This window comes from Pseudidiomarina aquimaris, assembly GCF_003987395.1.
Classification (GTDB): Bacteria; Pseudomonadota; Gammaproteobacteria; order Enterobacterales; family Alteromonadaceae; genus Pseudidiomarina; species Pseudidiomarina aquimaris.
Map to the genome: position 1 here is coordinate 22,054 of NZ_PIPT01000006.1, position 18,363 is coordinate 40,416.

Consider the following 18,363-nt stretch of genomic DNA (forward strand, 5'->3'; position numbering starts at 1 on the left):
GTTGGCCGCAACACAATTCAATGAGCTACCGATAACGGCGCTACTCTCTGAGGTCATCGCGCTGTTACCGGGGCAAAAAGTGGTCTTGCAGGCGCCGCCCGGTGCCGGCAAGTCCACCGCTTTACCTCTTGCTTTGCTGGCCGCAGAAGAGTGGCAGCAGCAACGGATTATCCTGCTGCAACCGCGCCGTTTAGCAGCAATTTCAATAGCCCATTATCTTGCCCGTCAGTTAGGTGAGCAGGTCGGCGAGCTGGTCGGCTACCATGTCCGCGGCGAGCAACGCAGTAGTGCCGCAACGCGCCTGCTGATTGTTACCGAAGGCACCTTTACCCAATATCTGCAGCAGGACCCAGAACTCAATGGGGTGGGTTTGGTGCTATTTGATGAATTTCACGAGCGTAACCTGTTTAGCGACCTGGGTTTGGCCATGTTGCTTGAGGCGTTACCGCTGCGACCTGATCTTGGCCTATTGATTATGTCGGCAACGCTCCCGGCTGAACAAATTGCCGCTTGGCTAGGCGACGCCAAGGTTTTGCAGAGTGCCGGACGCCAACACCCTATCACCTATCATTACCGTCCGGTGCCGCCGCGTAGCGACTGGCTGCAACATACCGCAACCGTGGTACGCGAGGCGGTGCAGCTAGCCGAGCACGGCGTGTTGGTGTTTTTACCAGGCTGGCGTGAGATCCAACGCTTAACTGAGGGCCTTGCACTGGGTGAGGGCATCCAGGTACAACCATTGCATCGACAACTTGCACTGGCCGAGCAGCAGGCAGCGTTGCGCCCTGTCCCTGCCGGCGAGAAAAAGGTTGTATTGGCGACCAATATAGCTGAGACCAGTGTAACCATTCCGGGTATCGATGTGGTCGTTGATAGTGGTCGCGAGCGCCGCGCGACTTTTTACCCTCGTCATGGTCTGACGCGTTTGGCAACTGAGCGCATAAGCAAGGCTGCAGCTACCCAACGTGCCGGTCGAGCTGGTCGACTGGGGCCCGGTCATTGTTTGCGTATTTGGGCAGAAGGCGAAACCCAAGGCCTACGCGACTACGATGCGCCCGCGCTCGAAACGGAAGACTTAGCGGGTATAGTGCTCGAGGCGAAACGTTGGGGGAGTGATGTTGGGGAGTTGCAATTTCTTAGTCCACCGAATGAAGTTCACCTCGAGGTCGGCGAACAGCTGTTGCAAAAGCTGGGCATCGTTGATGACCGCGGTGTGCTCACTTCGATAGGTCAGCAAGTCGCCGCACAGGGCACTGAACCGCGGTTAGCGCGAATTGCCGTTGCTGCAACCTCACAGGCTGAACCGATGCGAGCAGAAGCAGCTTTGCTGCTTGCACAGTTAGAATATCCGACGTCATCTGCTCACTTTCCAGTACCTGCAAAAAAGTTAAGTAAACCCGCCCGTCAACGGTGGCAGTGGTGGTTACGTAAGCTCAAGGTCGCTGAGCCAGTTCAGGAGTTAAGCTCTGCGGCAGTTATCGAACTTGCCTTATGGGGATTTCCGGATCGTGTGGCGCAGCGGCGAACTGCTCGCGATAACGACAAAAACTATTTCGTCGCATATGGGGGCGGAGCCCAATTTCATGAGCAAGATACCCGCGGCGGCGACGCGCTACTGCTAATTTTGTCGATGCGCCTGAGTGAGCGCAATGCGGATGCCATTATCGATGACGTTGTGCCGCTAAGTAGTGCTGACCTCGCGCACCCAGCGTTAGCCGTTACTTGGCAGACTGAATTGGCGTGGCAAGGGCCACAGCAACGTCTACAAGCGCTTGAACGCCAACGACTCGGCGCCTTAGTATTAGCTGAGCGCCCGGCACAACAGCAACCGACGGTTGCAGAACGGGTGCACTTGTTGGTTGCGCTGGTACAGGAACAGCGAGAGTTGCTACAAGAGTTGCTGCAAGAGCCTAAAAGCCAGCAATTTCTTGCCCGCGTGCGCTTGGCTCAGCAGCATTTGCCAGCAAACGAGCAATGGCCGGAGTTTAGCGAAGCGGCGCTCAGACAGCAGCTCGAAAGCTGGGCGGGACCTTATTGGCACGATATACAGAGCCTTGCCCAGTTACGCAAATGGTCGCCGTTAGCTGCGCTGCAAGCGCGCTTAGACTACGGTCAACAACAGCGCTTAGCGCAACTTTGCCCCACGCATTGGCAGGCGCCGAGTGGCTTGCAGCATAAGATTAACTATCAAGGCGACGCACCAGCAGTGGCGCTTAAGTTGCAAGAGGTTTTCGGTGAGCCCGTTTCGCCTAAGCTATGTCAAGGGCAGGTTACGTTGGTGCTTGAGTTACTCTCGCCAGCGCAGCGACCCTTACAACGCACAGCTGATTTAGCAAGTTTTTGGCAAAATGCCTATCAACAAGTAAAAAAAGAGATGAAAGGGCGGTATCCTAAGCATCCTTGGCCAGATGATCCGTTGCAGGCGCAGGCGACGCAAAAGACAAAACGGATGATTGCACAGTCGAAATAACTCGGTACTGGAAGGTATATGCGTTTTATATTGGTTCTCTTTGCTAAATTAGCGTTGGCAGTTTTGGCTGTTACTTGCTTCTATGTCATTTATCTAGACAGCTCCCTGACGCAACGCTTTGCGACTGAGCGCTATGAGGCCTCAGCAATTGTTTATGCCCGCCCGCTAGAACTTGCGCCAAACAAACCTTTGCGTCCGCAGCAGCTATTGCAAGAGTTGCAGCAGTTGCGTTACCGCCAAGATGCCACACTCACACAAAGTGGCTCCTATCATGACCAAGGCAGCGCAATCGAACTGCACCGGCGGCCGTTCGATTTTGCTGATGGCCCAGCGATGGCACAAAAAGTGCGTGTACGCTTTGCCCGTGGTGGCGTCATTGCCGGAATCCAAAGTTTGCCCGACGGCCGAGAGCTAAATCGCTTTCAAATTGATCCCTTGGTGTTAGGACAAGTTACCGGTGAAAACGGCGAGGACCGGCTGATCGTTGGCCTTGAGCGCTTGCCAAGCTTGCTTATTGAGACGTTACTTTTAGTAGAGGACCGTGATTTTTACCATCATGCGGGTGTATCACTCTCTTCCATTGGCCGCGCTGCCCTGGCTAATTTAGCTGCGATGGATACGGTGCAAGGCGGCAGTACTTTAACTCAGCAGTTAGTGAAGAATCTCTACTTGAGCCGCGAACAAACTTTGTGGCGCAAAGCCAATGAAGCGCTGATGGCGCTGATAATTGACTTCCGCTTTAGTAAAGATGAAATCCTAGAAACCTACTTTAATGAGATCTACTTCGGTCAGGACGGTGGCCGTGCAATTCATGGCGTTGGGCTGGCCAGCCGCTTCTACTTTGGCAAGCAAGTGGAAGAACTAAGTGCAGCCGAAATAGCTATGCTCGTGGCGATTGTCAAAGGACCTTCCTATTACAACCCGTATCGTTACGCAGACCGCGTACGGGAGCGCCGCGATATGATTTTACAGTTGATGTTTGCGCAGCAGCTGATCAACCAGCGTTCGTATTTGGCCGCGTTAGAGGAGCCGTTGGTACCGCCTCGCCGTGCAAGTGAGGGAAGAACTTGGGCGCCGCACTACTTAGCCCAAGTCAAACAGGAACTGGGTCAGTTGCAAGTGCCGCAAGAGTGGAATGAACAAGGTTTGCGAGTGTTTACTTACTTCGACCCAATTGCGCAACAGGCATTGGAGAAAAGTATTGCTGAGCAACTCCCGCGCTTAAGTGAAAGTAAAGAATTGCAGGTAGCGGCAGTCATCGCGAATCATCAGCAAGCCAGTTTGCGCGCACTGGTCGGCGACCGCGATCACCAGCAATTGGGATTCAATCGAGCTACTGGGGCGATGCGTCAAGTGGGTTCGTTAATGAAGCCAACACTCTATGGGCTGGCACTGTCGCAGCCAGGCAGCTATAACCTCGCGAGTATTCTAGAAGATACCCCCATTACCCTAGAAGAGGTCGATGGCCGCATATGGCAGCCAGAAAATTATGACGGTGAATTCGTTGGCGACATTATGCTTTATGATGCCTTAGCTCAATCACGTAATGTTCCAGCGGTAAAATTAGCACTCGAAGTGGGAATCGAGGCGGTGGTTAGCAAGTTGCGACAAGCCGGGATTACCACCCCGATTCCAAATGTGCCCTCACTGGCCTTAGGCTCAGTCGAGTTATCCCCGCTGCAAATGACCGAACTCTATGGTGTCTGGGCGCATTACGGTCGCTATCGCCCTTACACAACCATTGACTCACTGACCAACCATGACGGTCTGCGTCTGTATCAGCATCGGCCAAGCGCAGGACGCGAGGTGTTTGATCCGTTAACCACGGCGCTGGTGAATTACGGCTTGCGCGGCGTGGTAAATGACGGCACCGGGAAGCGTTTGGGGACGTTGTTTGGGCGTGATGCCTTAGCGGGTAAAAGCGGTACCACCAATGATTATCGTGACAGTTGGTTTGTTGCTTATGATGCGCAGCAGTTGATGACAGTTTGGTTAGGGCGTGATGACAACAAACCGATCAACTTGACTGGTGCAACAGGAGCGTTGCCGGTCGTCGCTAATACCTTCAGTGAGTTGGGCGTGCAGTCTCTCGACGTAGCTTTACCAGCACCGTTGCAATACCAAGCCTTTCATCCGCAAACGGGGGTGGCGATTCCTGCCGATTGCCGTCAGCAACGAACGTTTCCTGCTTTTCCGGTGAGTGTAGCGGAAGATATGAATTGTGAAGGCGTGCTTGAAGAAAAGTCGTGGTGGGAGAAAATTTTCTAACCACCACGACCTAATTGCTAGCTTACAGCTCGGCGAAAGCTACTTTTGCCGCCGCCAAGGTAGCGTCAATGTCGGCGTCGGTGTGCGCTGCAGACATAAAGCCTGCTTCAAAAGCTGACGGTGCCAAGTACACGCCTTGCTTGAGCATGCTGTGATAGAACTTCTTGAAGTGTTCCATGTTGCACTCGGTGGCCTGTTGATAGCTGCTAACCTGCTTGTCTTTGCTAAAGAAAAAGCCAAACATTGAGCCCGCACGATTGGTCGTGAATGGCACTCCGGCATCATCGGCAAGCTGCTGCATGCCGTTGACTAAGCGTTCTACTCTCGCTGTTAGCTGTGGATACAACTCAGCATCGTCGAGTTGATTAAGTGCGGCAAGGCCAGCCGCCATTGCCACAGGGTTGCCTGACAGCGTGCCCGCTTGATACACCGGCCCTACCGGGGCAATGTAATCCATGATTTCACGTTTACCACCGAAGGCTCCGACCGGCATACCACCACCGATGACCTTACCGAGTGTGGTTAAGTCAGGCGTCACCTTATAGAATTCTTGAGCGCCGCCACGCGCAACACGGAAGCCGGACATGACCTCGTCAAAGATCAGCACGCTGCCGTATTCATCACAGATCTCGCGCAAGCCTTCTAAGAAGCCTGGCGCCGGTGGAATGCAGTTCATGTTGCCAGCCACTGGCTCGACAATGATAGTGGCGATGTCGTCGCCCATCTCTTTGAAGATAGCGCGCACTGAGTCAAGATCGTTGAAGGTAACGGTCAGCGTATGCTTGGCAAAGTCTTCAGGGATCCCGGGAGAATTAGGTACGCCCAGGGTAAGTGCGCCAGAACCTGCTTTCACTAATAAGGCATCGGCGTGGCCGTGGTAACAGCCTTCAAACTTCAAGATCTTGTCGCGCCCGGTATAACCACGTGCTAGACGGATAGCGGTCATGGTCGCTTCAGTACCTGAATTCACCATGCGAACCTTTTCGATCGACGGTACCAACGAGATAATCTTCTCTGCCATGGTGATTTCACTGGCGGTTGGCGTACCAAAACTCAAGCCACGTTCCACTGCTGCGTGCGTTGCTTCGCGAATGGCAGCATTATTGTGGCCGAGGATCATCGGGCCCCAAGAGCCGACATAGTCAATGTAGCGCTGACCATCTGCATCGTACATATATGCGCCATCGGCACGCTCGATAAAAATAGGTGAACCGCCGACGCCATTGAAAGCACGTACAGGTGAGTTTACACCGCCAGGAATGGTGAGTTGGGCTTGGGCAAATAAGTCTTCAGATCGAGACATCGTGATCCTCTTTTCGTTAGTTAGACGTTGCGCTTGTCGCTATACCAGTTGACTTCACATTCGTATTTTTCAACTTGGTCAGCAACACCTAAGGTAAGCGCAAATAACGCCATGCGTATCAGTACGCCATTGTCCGCCTGGCGGAAAATAGCCAAATTCGGGTTCTGATTCAGGTCATTATCGAGTTCATTGGCCTCTGCGCGTGAGTCACGAGGCAATGGATGCATAATGACAGTATTGGGTTTGTAATGCTTGGTATAAATATCGCTGTTTAAACGAAACTTTCCGCGATATTGATCAGCTTCAGCCGGTGAAGTGAAACGTTCTTGTTGAATGCGAGTTTGATAGACAATATCGGCATCCGAACTCCCGCTCACTTGGTCGGTTACCATGACGTGATGGCCAGCTTTTTCAAGTGCGTTCATGACGCTATCGGGCATCATCAACTCACGTGGCGAAATAAGTGTGAAACGAATATTGTCATACAATGCGAGTAAGCGTGAGAGCGAGTGCACCGTGCGGCCGAACTTCAAGTCTCCCATCATGCAAATGTGCATGCCATCGATACCATGACCGTGATATGCCAGCTCTTTCTTGATCGTGTACAAATCGAGGAGGGCTTGGGTTGGGTGCTCATTGGCGCCATCACCACCATTAATCACCGGCACGCGACTCCCCTCGGCAAACTCGGCAACCGAGCCCGATTTCGGGTGGCGCATGGCAATCACGTCACTGTAGCTACTGAGGACGCGCGCTGTGTCATAGAGTGACTCGCCTTTGGCTAAGGCTGAGCTTTCCATGCCCGTCGTCTCACGGACTTCACCACCCAGTAGATTAAATGCGGTGCCAAAGCTGACCCGCGTACGGGTAGAGGGTTCGAAAAACAGATTACCGAGAATGGCACCATCGAGAACTCGCGTGCGCTTTTGCCGACGCGCATACGGCAACATGCGATCCGCCACTTGAAAAACTTGATCGATGCTATCGCGGTTAAACTGCTCGACAGAGAGAATGTTGGCGCCGGTAAAATTCATAGCGTAAGGCCTCAGTGAGTTGAGAAAAGGTGTTCAAACACTGGGCCGCAATGATAGCAAATAACCGCCGTAAAAAGAACGCTGCCGATTAAAAAGGCTTCAACACTGCGAGCAGAATAATGGCAAAAAGTGCCAACACCGGAACTTCATTAAACACGCGGTAAAACTTGTGGCTGCGGCGGTTGCGGTCGTGGGCAAAATCAGCCAGTAATTTAAAACAGTAAATATGATAGCCGTAGAGCAATGCGACGATGACCAGTTTTACATGCATCCAGCCACTGGCCGCGAACCAAGCACTGCCATAGGCAAAAATCAGCCAAAGGCCAAACACTAGGGTTAAAATGGCGAAAGGAGTGACAAAGTAGAGCAAGCGCCGTTCCATGACTTTGAGTTGCGCGCTGACTTCACTCGACTCAGTTTGCGCGTGATAAACGAACAAGCGCGGAAGGTAGAAGATTCCAGCAAACCAAGCCACCATGAATGCCAGATGCAGGCCTTTAACCCAAAGCAATGTCATTGTTCATTCCTAAAATGTTGGTACCATGTCGTGCAACCCATGATAAGAACATCCGTTATGAATGAGAAGCAAAAATACATATTCTTCGTTTTGTTCGGTTTAGCCGGCGTTGCGATTGGCTATTTACTCGGTGCTGGACAAAACTGGTACTTGCTGCAGCGCGTAGCGGATCTGGAAGAGCGCCAAGCCACGCTGTATGAGCAAGCTGAAACGGCGGACTATCAAAAGCATATGGCGGAAGTTGAGCTCGGGATCGAGCAGGCGGCGAGTCAACAGTTGCAACAGGAGCTTGCCGCTGCGCAAGATGAAGCCTTAGCGCTCAAACGCGAATTGAGTTTTTATCAAAAAATTATGGCGCCCGAATTAACCGCCGAAGGCGTCGTGGTCGATGACTTTGAGCTCAAACGCCTGAGTGAGGAGGGGCATTATCAATTCCGCTTTGCGGTGTTGCAAACCGAGCGGCAGCGAGGCTTTGTCAAAGGCACTATCGAGGCTACGCTCGAGGGGCGCGGCGAAGCGAATCAGCCTATGGTATTCGATCTCTATGAGCTCGCTGGGCTCAGTCCTGACGAGCAAAGCTTTACCATGCGGTACTTCAAAGCTCAAACCGGCAGTTTTAAGTTACCCACCGATTTTGCTGCTGAGCAAGTGCGCCTGCGTGTTGTGCTCGACGACGGTTCGCCACGCGAGTTAGAGCGGTTGTTTTTGTGGAGCGAACTAACTGGGGACAATACTTGACCACTATAGTCAGGTAAGCGAAAATAGACGCCTTATTAGTGGAGGTAGTATTCGAATGACTGATGCAGCACAAGCGATGCCAATTCAATTTACAGAAGCGGCAGCCAATAAAGTGAAAACCCTCATCGCCGATGAAGAGAATCCGGCGTTAAAGTTGCGTGTTTACGTAACCGGGGGCGGTTGTTCAGGCTTCCAGTATGGCTTTACTTTTGACGAGAAAGTAAATCCTGGTGACATGGAAATTGAAAAAAATGGCGTGATCCTGGTGGTCGATCCGATGAGTCTTCAGTACTTAGTGGGCGGCACCGTCAATTACGAAGAAGGCCTACAAGGTGCACGCTTCTTCGTGGACAATCCTAATGCGACAACCACTTGCGGTTGTGGCGCTAGCTTCTCTGTATAACTCGCAAGCGAGGTCCTCATGAATTCTTACGCGGCGCATATTGCGACGGTTCAAGCACGTTTTGATGCAGCCTTGGCTGCGACCGATTTTGAGTCAGTCCTAGTCTACGCAGGACAACCTCGAGTGGCGTTTTTAGACGACAACGCTGCGCCGTTTAAAGTGAATCCGTTATTCAAGTATTGGATCCCTGTCACAGATAGCCCGAAAAGCGCAATTTTCTATACGCCTGGTGAACGCCCGGTGGTGTTTTTGTTCCAGCCACGTGACTTTTGGCATGCGGCGGTAAAAATTGCCCCTGCTGAGTGGCAAGAACACGTTGAGTTAGTGGTGATTGATGAACTTGATAAGCTGACCGCTTACTTGGGTGACAAAATCAAAACGACCGCATTCCTAGGCGAAGACTTCGCTGAGCCAGTAAAGAGCTGGCCGGTGCGGGCGCGCAATCCACAACAGCTGATTGATCATCTGCACTTTCACCGTGCCTTAAAAACCGACTGGGAAATCGAGAACTTACGCGTCGCTAACGAGCGTGCGGCGAAAGCCCACCTAGCGGCAAAAGAGGCGTTTTTTGCTGGTAAAAGCGAACTCGAGATTCATCACGCGTATTTGGCGGCAATTAACTTCCGTGAGAGCGAACTACCTTATAACAGCATCGTTGGATTGAACGAACATGGTGCGATTCTGCATTATGACGTCTACGAAACCACTGCACCTGCCGAAAGCCGCTCGTTCTTGATTGATGCTGGGGCGACCTATCGAGGCTACTGTGCAGATATCACGCGTACCTATAGTCGCAGTGAGACCGGCTTTTTTGCCGACCTAGTGAAGGCTGTAGACGCGGCTCAGCAAGAGTTATTGACTGAAATTAAGCCGGGTCTTGACTACTATCAACTGCACGTTTCGCAGCACTTGAAGATCGCGCAAATCTTGAGTGACTTCGATTTAGTGCGCGGCTCTGCTGAGAATATTTACGAGCAAGGTTTCTCAAGTGCTTTCTTCCCGCACGGTTTAGGTCATTTTATTGGTCTGCAGGTTCATGATGTCGGCGGCTTCTTACGTAACGACCGCGGTGACTTGTATGACCGTGACCCGCGTCATCCATTCTTACGTCTGCTGCGTCCGATTGAAGCCGGACAGGTGTTCACTATCGAGCCTGGTTTGTATGTCGTGGACCAACTGCTTGAAGCCCATGCCGATGCGAAAGAATTGAATTGGGAACGTATTGACGAGCTACGTCCATACGGCGGTGTGCGCATTGAAGACAGCATTGTCGTGGGTGAGAACGGTAACAACGAAAACCTTACCCGCGACGCATTCGCCAAGCTTTAAGGAAGGAAAAGCCCACCAAGGACTGTGGCGCGGCTGGCGCCCGTCACACTTGGTAGATTGCCCGGCTGGCGCTGCATAAATTGACGTGCTAGCCAGGCAAAAGCCATAGCTTCTAAATGCTGCGGGTCAACGCCCAGCTCGGCGACGGAATGCCAACTGGCCTGCGGATAGTTACGCGCTAAGCGTTGTATTAAGTCGTCGTTAAAGGCGCCACCACCTGCCACATAGACCTTCGAGATTGCTCCCAAATCTGCGGCTTTTAGGCATTGCTGTAAGCCATGCGCAACCGACTGTGCGGTGAACTCAGCAAGCGTCGCTTGTAAGTCGGCGCCGTGCCAGTGGGGGAGCTGCTCTAGATAATCCTCTAGCCAACTCTGATTAAAGTATTCGCGCCCCGTGCTTTTCGGCGGTGTCTGCTGAATATAGGGGTCTTGCATAAACTTGGCCAACAGCCGTGGGTTCACGTCACCACTAGCCGCATAGGCACCGTTGCGGTCAAAGCTATCGGCGGCATCGGGATGTTGCAGTTGGTACCATAGGTCAAGCAAGGTGTTGGCAGGGCCGGTATCAAAGCCCAACACCTCTGTTGAATTAGCTGGTAACACGGAAATATTGGCGATACCGCCCAGATTCAGAATAGCTAGTGCCTCTGCTGCTTTTGCGTGTTGCCGAAAAAGCGCATCGTGAAACGCCGGAACCAGTGGCGCCCCCTGCCCACCGAGTGCGATATCTTTGCGTCTAAAATCGGCGACCACCGGAATACCAGTCAGCGCTGCAATGGTATTAGGATCGCCAAGTTGGACCGTATAGGCTGAGATTGCATCTGGCATATGGCGTACGGTCTGGCCATGGCTGCCGATCGCCTTTATGCTGTCGGCCTTGTAGCCAGTCGCTTGTAATAATGCCAAGACAAGCTCTGCAGAGAGTTCAGCGAACTGCCGATCGGCCAGTGCAAGCCGGTGCAGCTCATTGGCGCCAGGACTACATAGGTTGAGTAGTTCACTGCGGAGTGGCTCGCCAAGAGGAGTATCGAGGTGTTTAATAAGGCGCGGCTGGCCCGTTTGAAAATCCACCAGCACGGCATCAAGTGCGTCCATGCTGGTGCCTGACATTAGCCCGATATAGAGTTCTGGTTGGGACGCCATAACTCGCGCTAGCGCATGGCGAGCTGAACACGTTTCTGGTCAGCCAACATGGCTAACCGCTGTTCAGCAATCTTGTTAAACGCTGGTAATTCTTGCGCAGTCAATGATTCTGCTTGCGGGAATTTAACGGTACGCGGATTGCGATGGACGCCGTCCACGAGGAACTCGTAATGCAAGTGAGCGCCGGTTACACGGCCCGTAGCGCCGACACGACCAATCACTTCGCCTTGTTTCACGCGGTCGCCGCGTTTCACCAAGCGCTTACTCAAGTGCAAGTATTTGGTGACATAACGTTCGCCATGCTGAATAAAGACGTAGTTACCGTTCAGATTGTTGTAGGCACTGGCAATAACCTTACCTGCACCCGATGACATTACTGGGGTGCCGACGTTGGCAGCATAGTCGGTGCCATTGTGCGGTCGTACGCGACCGGTAACTGGGTGTAAGCGACGCGGGTTAAAGCTTGAGCTAATATAGGTAAATTTAACCGGTGAACGCAAAAACGACTTCCGCATGGCTTTGCCGTCGGCGGCGTAGTACTCACCGTTGTCATGTAAAATTGCCTGATATTTATTGCCTTGATTAACGAATTCAGCTGCAAGCACCTTGCCGTAGCCAGCGAACTCGCCATCGACGTACTCTTTCTCATAAATAACCGAGAATTCGTCGCCTTTACGCAAATCCAAAGCAAAGTCGATATCCCAACCAAAAATGTTGGCGATACTCATGATTTGATTGTCGGTAAGGCCGGCGTTGATACCAGCATTCCAGAAATTAGAATCGATTTCGGCGTAAGCGAAGGCTTCTTGAATCTGTACTTCTTTGGTGGCTATTTCGCTGACATAGCCTTTATCAGTCTGGCTGACGATAAGAGTTTCAATTGGACTTATTTGAAACGCCAACTGAACCAGCTCTCCATCTGGATCTTTAGCGAAGCGCAAGGTATCGCCAGGATGAATTTTCAGTAAGTATTTTTCGGCTTGATCATCTTGGGTTAGCTTGTACAGCTGTTGAGGGGTAAAGCCCATGACATCAAAAATGCGTGCCAGGCTGTCGCCAGATTTTACTTCGTAACCGCTCCAATGCACGGTCGGCTGCACCGGTTCTTCAGCGACAACGGTATCGGCGGCACTGGTGTCATCTACCGCGGGTAGTTGACGGTTACTGAGTACCTGTGCTGCCGGTGCTTTTACGCCAGCTTTCACTTGAATAGGTACTTCTAGACGCTCGCCCAGAATAAGTTGCTTATCGGCGAGGCTTGGATCGGATGTATTACGCGATGCAGTTGCTGGATCGGAGGGCAGCAACACAAGCGTCAGCGTGGTCAACGCCACTGCAGACAAGAGAACTTGATGACGGCGCGGAAGCTGTGCAAACAGCCCTGCCATTCGTTGGGTAATGACCTTCATAAACTTCCTGAGGTTAGCGCACTTTATAGTTTCGTTACGTTACTGCGGTTACGTTATGTCCGTTACCATGAACGTTACGACAGCCTAATTTAAAATAGGTTTCACTGCAGAATAATACGAAGTTTGATGATTTTCCAGTCGCTTTACCTTTATTTGCGCTTAAAACAACGCCGCAAATAGCATACAATGAGCCGTTTAACGCACTTATAGGTCGTTTGTTTTTATCATCAGGAGAATCGAGAGCATGGCAATGTCAGTAGCGGATGCGCTTGCCGAAATCGCGCGTGGTACCGAAGAAATTCTGCTAACAGAAGAGCTTAAAGAAAAGTTAGCACAGGGCAAACCGCTAGTGATAAAGGCCGGTTTTGACCCAACAGCACCCGATTTGCACCTTGGCCATACCGTATTGATTAATAAACTCCGCTTGTTTCAAGACTACGGCCACAAAGTTGTTTTCCTGATTGGTGATTTCACTGGCATGATCGGTGACCCGACAGGCAAGAATGTTACGCGTAAACCTTTATCGCGGGACGACGTGTTAGCCAACGCGCAGACCTACAAAGAACAAGTGTTCAAAATTCTCGATCCAGCCAAAACAGAAGTGCGCTTTAATTCAGAGTGGATGAGTAAGTTTGGTGCTGACGATATGATCAAGCTTGCTGCCCGACAGACCGTTGCGCGCATGCTTGAACGCGACGACTTTAAGAAGCGTTACAACACTGGCCAGCCAATCGCGATTCACGAGTTCTTGTACCCGCTAGTACAAGGTTGGGATTCGGTTGAGCTCAAAGCCGACGTAGAAATGGGCGGCACTGACCAGCGTTTCAATCTATTGATGGGGCGTGAACTGCAAAAAGAAGAAGGCCAGAAGCCACAAACAGTCATCATGGTTCCTTTACTCGAAGGTCTCGATGGCGTGCAAAAGATGTCGAAATCATTGGGGAATTATGTCGGTATTACCGAAGCCCCGAACGATATGTTCGGCAAGCTGATGTCAATCTCTGATGAGTTGATGTGGCGCTATTATGAGCTGTTGAGCTTCCGCCCGCTGGATGAAATCGCTAGCTTTAAGCAAGCCATTGCAGATGGAGCGAATCCACGGGACTATAAAGTGTTATTAGCGAAAGAGATCATTGCGCGTTTTCATGATGAGGCTGCAGCTGATGCAGCAGAGCAAGACTTTGTTCAGCGCTTCAGTAAAAATGCTATTCCTGATGATATGCCAGAACTGGAGCTTGCGAGTGAAGAAGGCAGCCTCGGTATTTGTAACTTACTGAAAGACGCAGGCCTAGTTAACTCAACCTCAGACGGTATGCGCATGATCAAACAAAGTGCGGTGAAAATTGACGGTGAAAAAGTAACGGACACCAAGTTACAGGTGCAAGCTGGAACGACCGCTGTCTACCAAGTGGGTAAGCGTAAGTTTGCGCGCGTCACACTGAACTAATTGTTTTCTGCATGCCAGCGCTGGCCATCGGGCCAGCGCATAAGTGTCATATGCTCGCCCCAGACACAACCCGTGTCTAAGCCAATCACATCATCTCGTTGCGTTGCCCCCTGTAACGCTGCCCAATGACCAAAAACGATACTAAATTGCTGCGGTTGCCAGTAATCAAACCATGGCTGCAGACCTTGTGCGCGGGTTTCGTCATTTGGAGCTGTTTTAATCGTCATATTAAGACACTGCTTCGCATCTAGAAAACGCATGCGAGTGAAGGCATTAATGACAAAGCGGATACGCTCTGGGCCACTCAATTGTGTCGACCAACATGCGGGCTCGTTGCCGTACATCTTATCCAGCCAAAGTCCGAGTTTATCGTGGCGCCACGCGCGTTGTAGGCTTTCGCTCACCTCTTGGGCGAGGGCCTTAGCTTGCGCAAGGCTCCACTGCGGAAACAGTCCCGCATGGGTCATGACAACGTCATCAGCATGTTGAATAAGCGGCTGCTTTACGAGGAAGTCGATCCATTGACGCTGTTGCTGTTCCGGTAGGGCGAGAATCGCATCGAGGTGATCTTTCGGATTGGCTTTGCGGATGCCGCAGAGCACAGCAAGAAGGTTGAGATCATGATTCCCAAGCACGCATTTCAGTGCATCGCCCAAACTGGCCAAACGCTGTAAACAGGCAAGTGAGTCGGGCCCACGGGCTACAATATCACCGACGCACCAGAGTTCGTCAAAGCGTGGATTGAAATTGACCTTGGTAAGCAACTCATCGAGTTGTTGTACGCAACCCTGGAGGTCGCCAACGAAATAGCGTGCCATCGTGGTTTCGACTTAATGCAGTATGTTCGGTACAGCGAGACGGAACGATGGGATCTTGGCCTCGAATTTACTACCGTCCGCATGAATCATTCCGTAGTGCCCCTCCATGGTGCCGATAGGCGTCGCGAGTACAGTACCGCTGGTATAGCTGTAAGATTCGCCCGGGGCAATATGCGGTTGCTCGCCAACCACACCATCACCAGCAACGCGGGTAATTTTATGGTCGGCGTCGGTGATGCGCCATGCGCGATTCAGCAACTGCACGCTGGCCTCACCTTGATTGGTAATCGTGATGGTATAGGCGAACACATATTGCCCGTTATCAGGATCAGACTGCGCGGCAAGGTAATGGGTTTTGACGTCAATAGCTATCGTACTCATAAGTCTCCTTGCTGTTCATAATACCAATTCGCCAACCGACAGTAATCGGCGACGCTTAAGGTTTCTGGACGGGCGCCTGGGTCGATGCCAAGTGCTTCCAGCTGTTCGGCTGGAATGTGCTGCTTAAGGTTATTGCGAATGGTTTTGCGGCGTTGGTTAAACGCGACTAAACACAACTGCTGTAGCGTTTTACGGTCATGCACAGGATGAGGCGGTTCGCTGTAAGGCGTTAAGCGCACGACCGCCGACTCAACTTTTGGCGGCGGCGTAAAAGCGCCGGCAGGCACTGTCAGTACGGGCTCAACAGCGCACGCTTGTTGCACAGAAACGGATAAGCGACCGTAGGTTTTGCTACCTGGTTCGGCGGCCAAGCGGTCAACGACTTCTTTTTGCAGCATAAAGTGCATGTCTTGAATCGCATCGAGCTGATCCAAAAGGTGAAAAATAATCGGCGTCGAGATGTTATACGGCAAGTTCCCAAACACGCGTAACTTGCTGGAATCAGATTGGAACTGCCGGAAATCGGTTTTCAGGGCATCGCCACGATGCACCGTTAACTTATGTTGCAAAAACGGATGTTGCTCAAGCCGATCGGCAAGGTCGCGGTCGAGCTCTACCACAGTTAAGTGGTCAATACGCTCGGTCACAGGCTCGGTAAGGGCGGCGAGACCTGGGCCAATCTCCACCAATTGCTCATCGTTTTGTGGATTAATGGCATCCACAATGGCATCGATGACCATTGTGTCGTGTAAAAAGTTTTGTCCAAAGCGTTTACGGGCGCGATGACCGAGGTGGGTTTTACTCATTTAATTCTCATTTATTCCGTTGCTGCAGGTCCGCCATCTCGATGGCCGTTTGCAATGCGTAACGCGCACTGCCAATGGAAATATCGCCGGTACCAGCTTTGTCTAGTGCGGTACCATGGTCCACTGAAGTGCGAATAAAAGGTAATCCGAGCGTGATATTCACGGCATTACCAAAGCCTCGATATTTTAGCACGGGCAGCCCCTGATCATGGAACATTGCGACGACTACATCGGCATTTTCAAGGTAGTGAGGCTGGAAGACAGTATCGGCAGGCCAAGGCCCGCTGACATTTAAGCCCTGCTGCTGCAAGTGACGCAACGCCGGCTCGATATGCTCGATTTCTTCGCTTCCTAAGTGTCCTTGCTCTCCCGCATGAGGATTCAGGCCACAAACTAAGATCGCTGGCTGCGTACAGCCGAATTTACTTTGCAGGTCGTCATGCACAATCTGAAGAACACTCTCAACTAATGGGCGCTTAATCGCCTCGGCCACTTGTGCGAGCGGTAAATGAGTTGTCACCAAAGCAACGCGTAGGCCTGGCGTCGCAAGCATCATAACCACTTGTTCCGTCTGGCTGAGCTCGGCAAAAAACTCAGTGTGACCGCTAAAAGGAATGCCGGCGTCGTTAATGACGCCCTTGTGCACTGGGCCGGTCATGACGGCGGTAAATTCATTTGTCAGGCAACCTTGTCCCGCGTGTTGCAGCAGCTCGACAACATAATGGCCGTTCGCTGCGTCCAGCTGCCCAGCAGTGACCGCCGCGGTAGTAGCATGGTGGGCGACAATAAGGGTGCCAGCAGGCCATTGCTGCGGCGGACGTGACGCCTCATAAGGTACTATTGAAACGGCAAGACCGAGCTGGTTGGCTCGGTCTTGGAGTACGTACTGATCACCTAATACCACCACTTCGCAAGGCCATTCTTGCTGTGCTAGCAGCACAGCAATGTCTGGGCCAATGCCGGCGGGTTCCCCGCTGCTATAGGCGATGCGCATCATACTTAGTCAGTGATCTCTTCAATGTAGGCTTGGTCGCGCATTTCTTGCTGCCAGTTTTCTAACTCTTCCTGATACTTCCGGCGGTAGAGTAACTGGTAGGCACGGTTTTCTTTGCTGCGTTCAGTCGCATCTTGTACGCGGCGATCAAGCACTTCGACAATGTGCCAACCAAATTGTGAACGGAATGGCTCGCTAATTTCACCAATCTCCGCAGACTCCACGACTTGTTTGAAGTTTTCGTCAAAAATTCCTGGCTCATTCCAACCTAAGTCGCCACCTTGACTCGCAGAACCGGTGTCATCAGAGTGCTCGAGCGCAAGCTCAGAAAACTCTGCTTCGCCGCTCATAATTTGCTGACGGAAGGTGCTTAATTGTTCTTTGGCGCGGTTATCCGACAAAATAACCGAAGTACGCAACAAGATATGACGTGCTTTTACTTCTTCGATTTCAACGGTTTCAATGCCGCGCGTGTCGGCAACTTTTAAGATATGGAAGCCGACGCCACTTTTGATAGGGCCAATAAGATCGCCCTTGCGCTTGCCACGCACCGCTTCGGCGAAGAGTGTTGGCATCGCATTGATATTCATCCAACCTAAATCACCACCTTCCAGCGCGCGTGAGCCCGCAGATGAGCTGATCGCTGTTGCTGCAAAATCGCGGCCATCTTGCAATGAACTTAAAACGCTCTCGGCGCGTTCGCGTGCGGCTTGAACTTCGCTACTGCTGCTACTATCGCGCAAACCGATAAGGATATGGCTAAGACGATACTCAACTTCGTTGCTCGACATCTCTTCCATCATGCTGGTGAGGTTGGCAATTTCTTGTGGCGAGATATAAACACGGTCGCGCACGGCGTTACGTTGTAATTCGCCGATGATCATTTCGCGGCGAATCGACTCACGATAGCCTTGCCAAGTTGAACCTAAGCCAGTGATTTCGGCACGTAAGCCTTCCACGTTCATTCCTGCCTCACGGGCAATGCTAGCGATGGTTTGCTCGAGTTGTGCATCGCTCACTTCAATACCGTTGCGGCGCGCAATTTGAAGTTGAATCTCTTGCAAAACTAAACGGTCGATAGCTTGTACGCGGAGCACGTCGTCGCTTGGTAATTGGATATCTTGCTCCGCAGCGTTGCGCTTGATCTGCACCAGCATGGTTTCAACTTCGCTTTGCAAAATCACACCATCATTTACGATAACGGCAACACGATCGAGCACTTCGTTAGCTTGCGCTGGCACGGTCAAACTTGCGAGGGTCAGCCACGCAATGCTCACTATCTTCAACATCTTATTCATGAA

The 18,363-nt window shown here is 51.8% G+C and carries 16 protein-coding genes; 6 read left to right on the forward strand and 10 right to left on the reverse strand.

The window, feature by feature from the left end:
• Position 1: 1 nt before the first annotated feature.
• A complete protein-coding gene (gene hrpB, locus CWE21_RS08370; protein WP_157982747.1) occupies positions 2–2,470 on the forward strand; it encodes an ATP-dependent helicase HrpB in 2,469 nt (822 codons plus the stop codon).
• A gap of 18 nt (positions 2,471–2,488) precedes the next feature.
• Positions 2,489–4,738 carry a penicillin-binding protein 1B gene (gene mrcB, locus CWE21_RS08375; protein ID WP_126833992.1) on the forward strand — a complete coding sequence of 750 codons (2,250 nt, stop codon included), beginning with the start codon at positions 2,489–2,491 and terminating at the stop codon, positions 4,736–4,738.
• Between the two features lie 22 nt (positions 4,739–4,760).
• Here mrcB and hemL read toward each other — a convergent pair whose 3' ends face one another.
• The 3 genes from hemL to hemJ all read right to left on the reverse strand — a co-directional run bounded on the left by hemL (position 4,761) and on the right by hemJ (position 7,592).
• A complete protein-coding gene (gene hemL, locus CWE21_RS08380) occupies positions 4,761–6,041 on the reverse strand; it encodes a glutamate-1-semialdehyde 2,1-aminomutase (RefSeq protein WP_126833993.1) in 1,281 nt (426 codons plus the stop codon).
• Positions 6,042–6,061: 20 nt separating this feature from the next.
• A complete protein-coding gene (locus CWE21_RS08385; RefSeq protein ID WP_126833994.1) occupies positions 6,062–7,075 on the reverse strand; it encodes an aspartate carbamoyltransferase in 1,014 nt (337 codons plus the stop codon).
• An 88-nt stretch (positions 7,076–7,163) separates the two neighbouring features.
• Positions 7,164–7,592, reverse strand: coding sequence for a protoporphyrinogen oxidase HemJ (gene hemJ / locus CWE21_RS08390; protein ID WP_126833995.1), 429 nt, complete (start codon positions 7,590–7,592; stop codon positions 7,164–7,166).
• Positions 7,593–7,649: 57 nt separating this feature from the next.
• Here hemJ and CWE21_RS08395 point away from each other — a divergent pair, with 57 nt between their 5' ends.
• The 3 genes from CWE21_RS08395 to pepQ are packed head-to-tail and all read left to right on the forward strand — an operon-like array spanning position 7,650 to position 10,062.
• The gene (locus CWE21_RS08395) at positions 7,650–8,330 is read left to right on the forward strand and encodes a DUF6776 family protein (protein ID WP_126833996.1); all 681 of its coding nucleotides are present in this window, start codon (positions 7,650–7,652) and stop codon (positions 8,328–8,330) included.
• Positions 8,331–8,385: 55 nt separating this feature from the next.
• On the forward strand, positions 8,386–8,733 hold the full coding sequence (gene erpA / locus CWE21_RS08400) for an iron-sulfur cluster insertion protein ErpA (RefSeq protein WP_126774004.1): 348 nt from the start codon (positions 8,386–8,388) through the stop codon (positions 8,731–8,733).
• Between the two features lie 18 nt (positions 8,734–8,751).
• Entirely contained in the window at positions 8,752–10,062 is a 1,311-nt protein-coding gene (pepQ, locus tag CWE21_RS08405) for a Xaa-Pro dipeptidase (RefSeq protein ID WP_126833997.1), read from the forward strand.
• Here pepQ and CWE21_RS08410 read toward each other — a convergent pair.
• Positions 10,059–11,207: an anhydro-N-acetylmuramic acid kinase gene (locus CWE21_RS08410; RefSeq protein ID WP_126833998.1), complete on the reverse strand. Its 1,149-nt coding sequence runs from the start codon at positions 11,205–11,207 to the stop codon at positions 10,059–10,061. The genes pepQ and CWE21_RS08410 overlap by 4 nt on opposite strands.
• Before the next feature lie 8 nt (positions 11,208–11,215).
• Entirely contained in the window at positions 11,216–12,616 is a 1,401-nt protein-coding gene (locus tag CWE21_RS08415) for a peptidoglycan DD-metalloendopeptidase family protein (protein ID WP_241970257.1), read from the reverse strand.
• Between the two features lie 244 nt (positions 12,617–12,860).
• Between CWE21_RS08415 and tyrS the strand changes: the two genes are divergently transcribed.
• Positions 12,861–14,063, forward strand: a complete 1,203-nt coding sequence (gene tyrS, locus CWE21_RS08420) for a tyrosine--tRNA ligase (RefSeq protein ID WP_126833999.1) — start codon at positions 12,861–12,863, stop codon at positions 14,061–14,063.
• Here the strand turns inward: tyrS and CWE21_RS08425 are convergent.
• From CWE21_RS08425 to surA, 5 genes are read right to left on the reverse strand one after another with little or no spacing between them, the layout of a single operon-like run.
• On the reverse strand, positions 14,060–14,881 hold the full coding sequence (locus tag CWE21_RS08425) for a symmetrical bis(5'-nucleosyl)-tetraphosphatase (RefSeq protein WP_126834000.1): 822 nt from the start codon (positions 14,879–14,881) through the stop codon (positions 14,060–14,062). The two genes, tyrS and CWE21_RS08425, sit on opposite strands and share 4 nt — an antisense overlap.
• 12 nt (positions 14,882–14,893) lie before the next feature.
• Positions 14,894–15,262, reverse strand: a complete 369-nt coding sequence (gene apaG, locus CWE21_RS08430) for a Co2+/Mg2+ efflux protein ApaG (RefSeq protein WP_126834001.1) — start codon at positions 15,260–15,262, stop codon at positions 14,894–14,896.
• Positions 15,259–16,068 (reverse strand): 16S rRNA (adenine(1518)-N(6)/adenine(1519)-N(6))-dimethyltransferase RsmA, encoded by an 810-nt coding sequence (rsmA, locus tag CWE21_RS08435; protein WP_126834002.1) that lies wholly within the window; start codon positions 16,066–16,068, stop codon positions 15,259–15,261. The genes apaG and rsmA overlap by 4 nt, the downstream gene beginning before the upstream one ends.
• A gap of 7 nt (positions 16,069–16,075) precedes the next feature.
• Positions 16,076–17,065: a 4-hydroxythreonine-4-phosphate dehydrogenase PdxA gene (pdxA, locus tag CWE21_RS08440; RefSeq protein ID WP_126834003.1), complete on the reverse strand. Its 990-nt coding sequence runs from the start codon at positions 17,063–17,065 to the stop codon at positions 16,076–16,078.
• Positions 17,066–17,067: 2 nt separating this feature from the next.
• Positions 17,068–18,360, reverse strand: a complete 1,293-nt coding sequence (gene surA / locus CWE21_RS08445) for a peptidylprolyl isomerase SurA (RefSeq protein WP_126834004.1) — start codon at positions 18,358–18,360, stop codon at positions 17,068–17,070.
• Between the last annotated feature and the right edge of the window lie 3 nt (positions 18,361–18,363).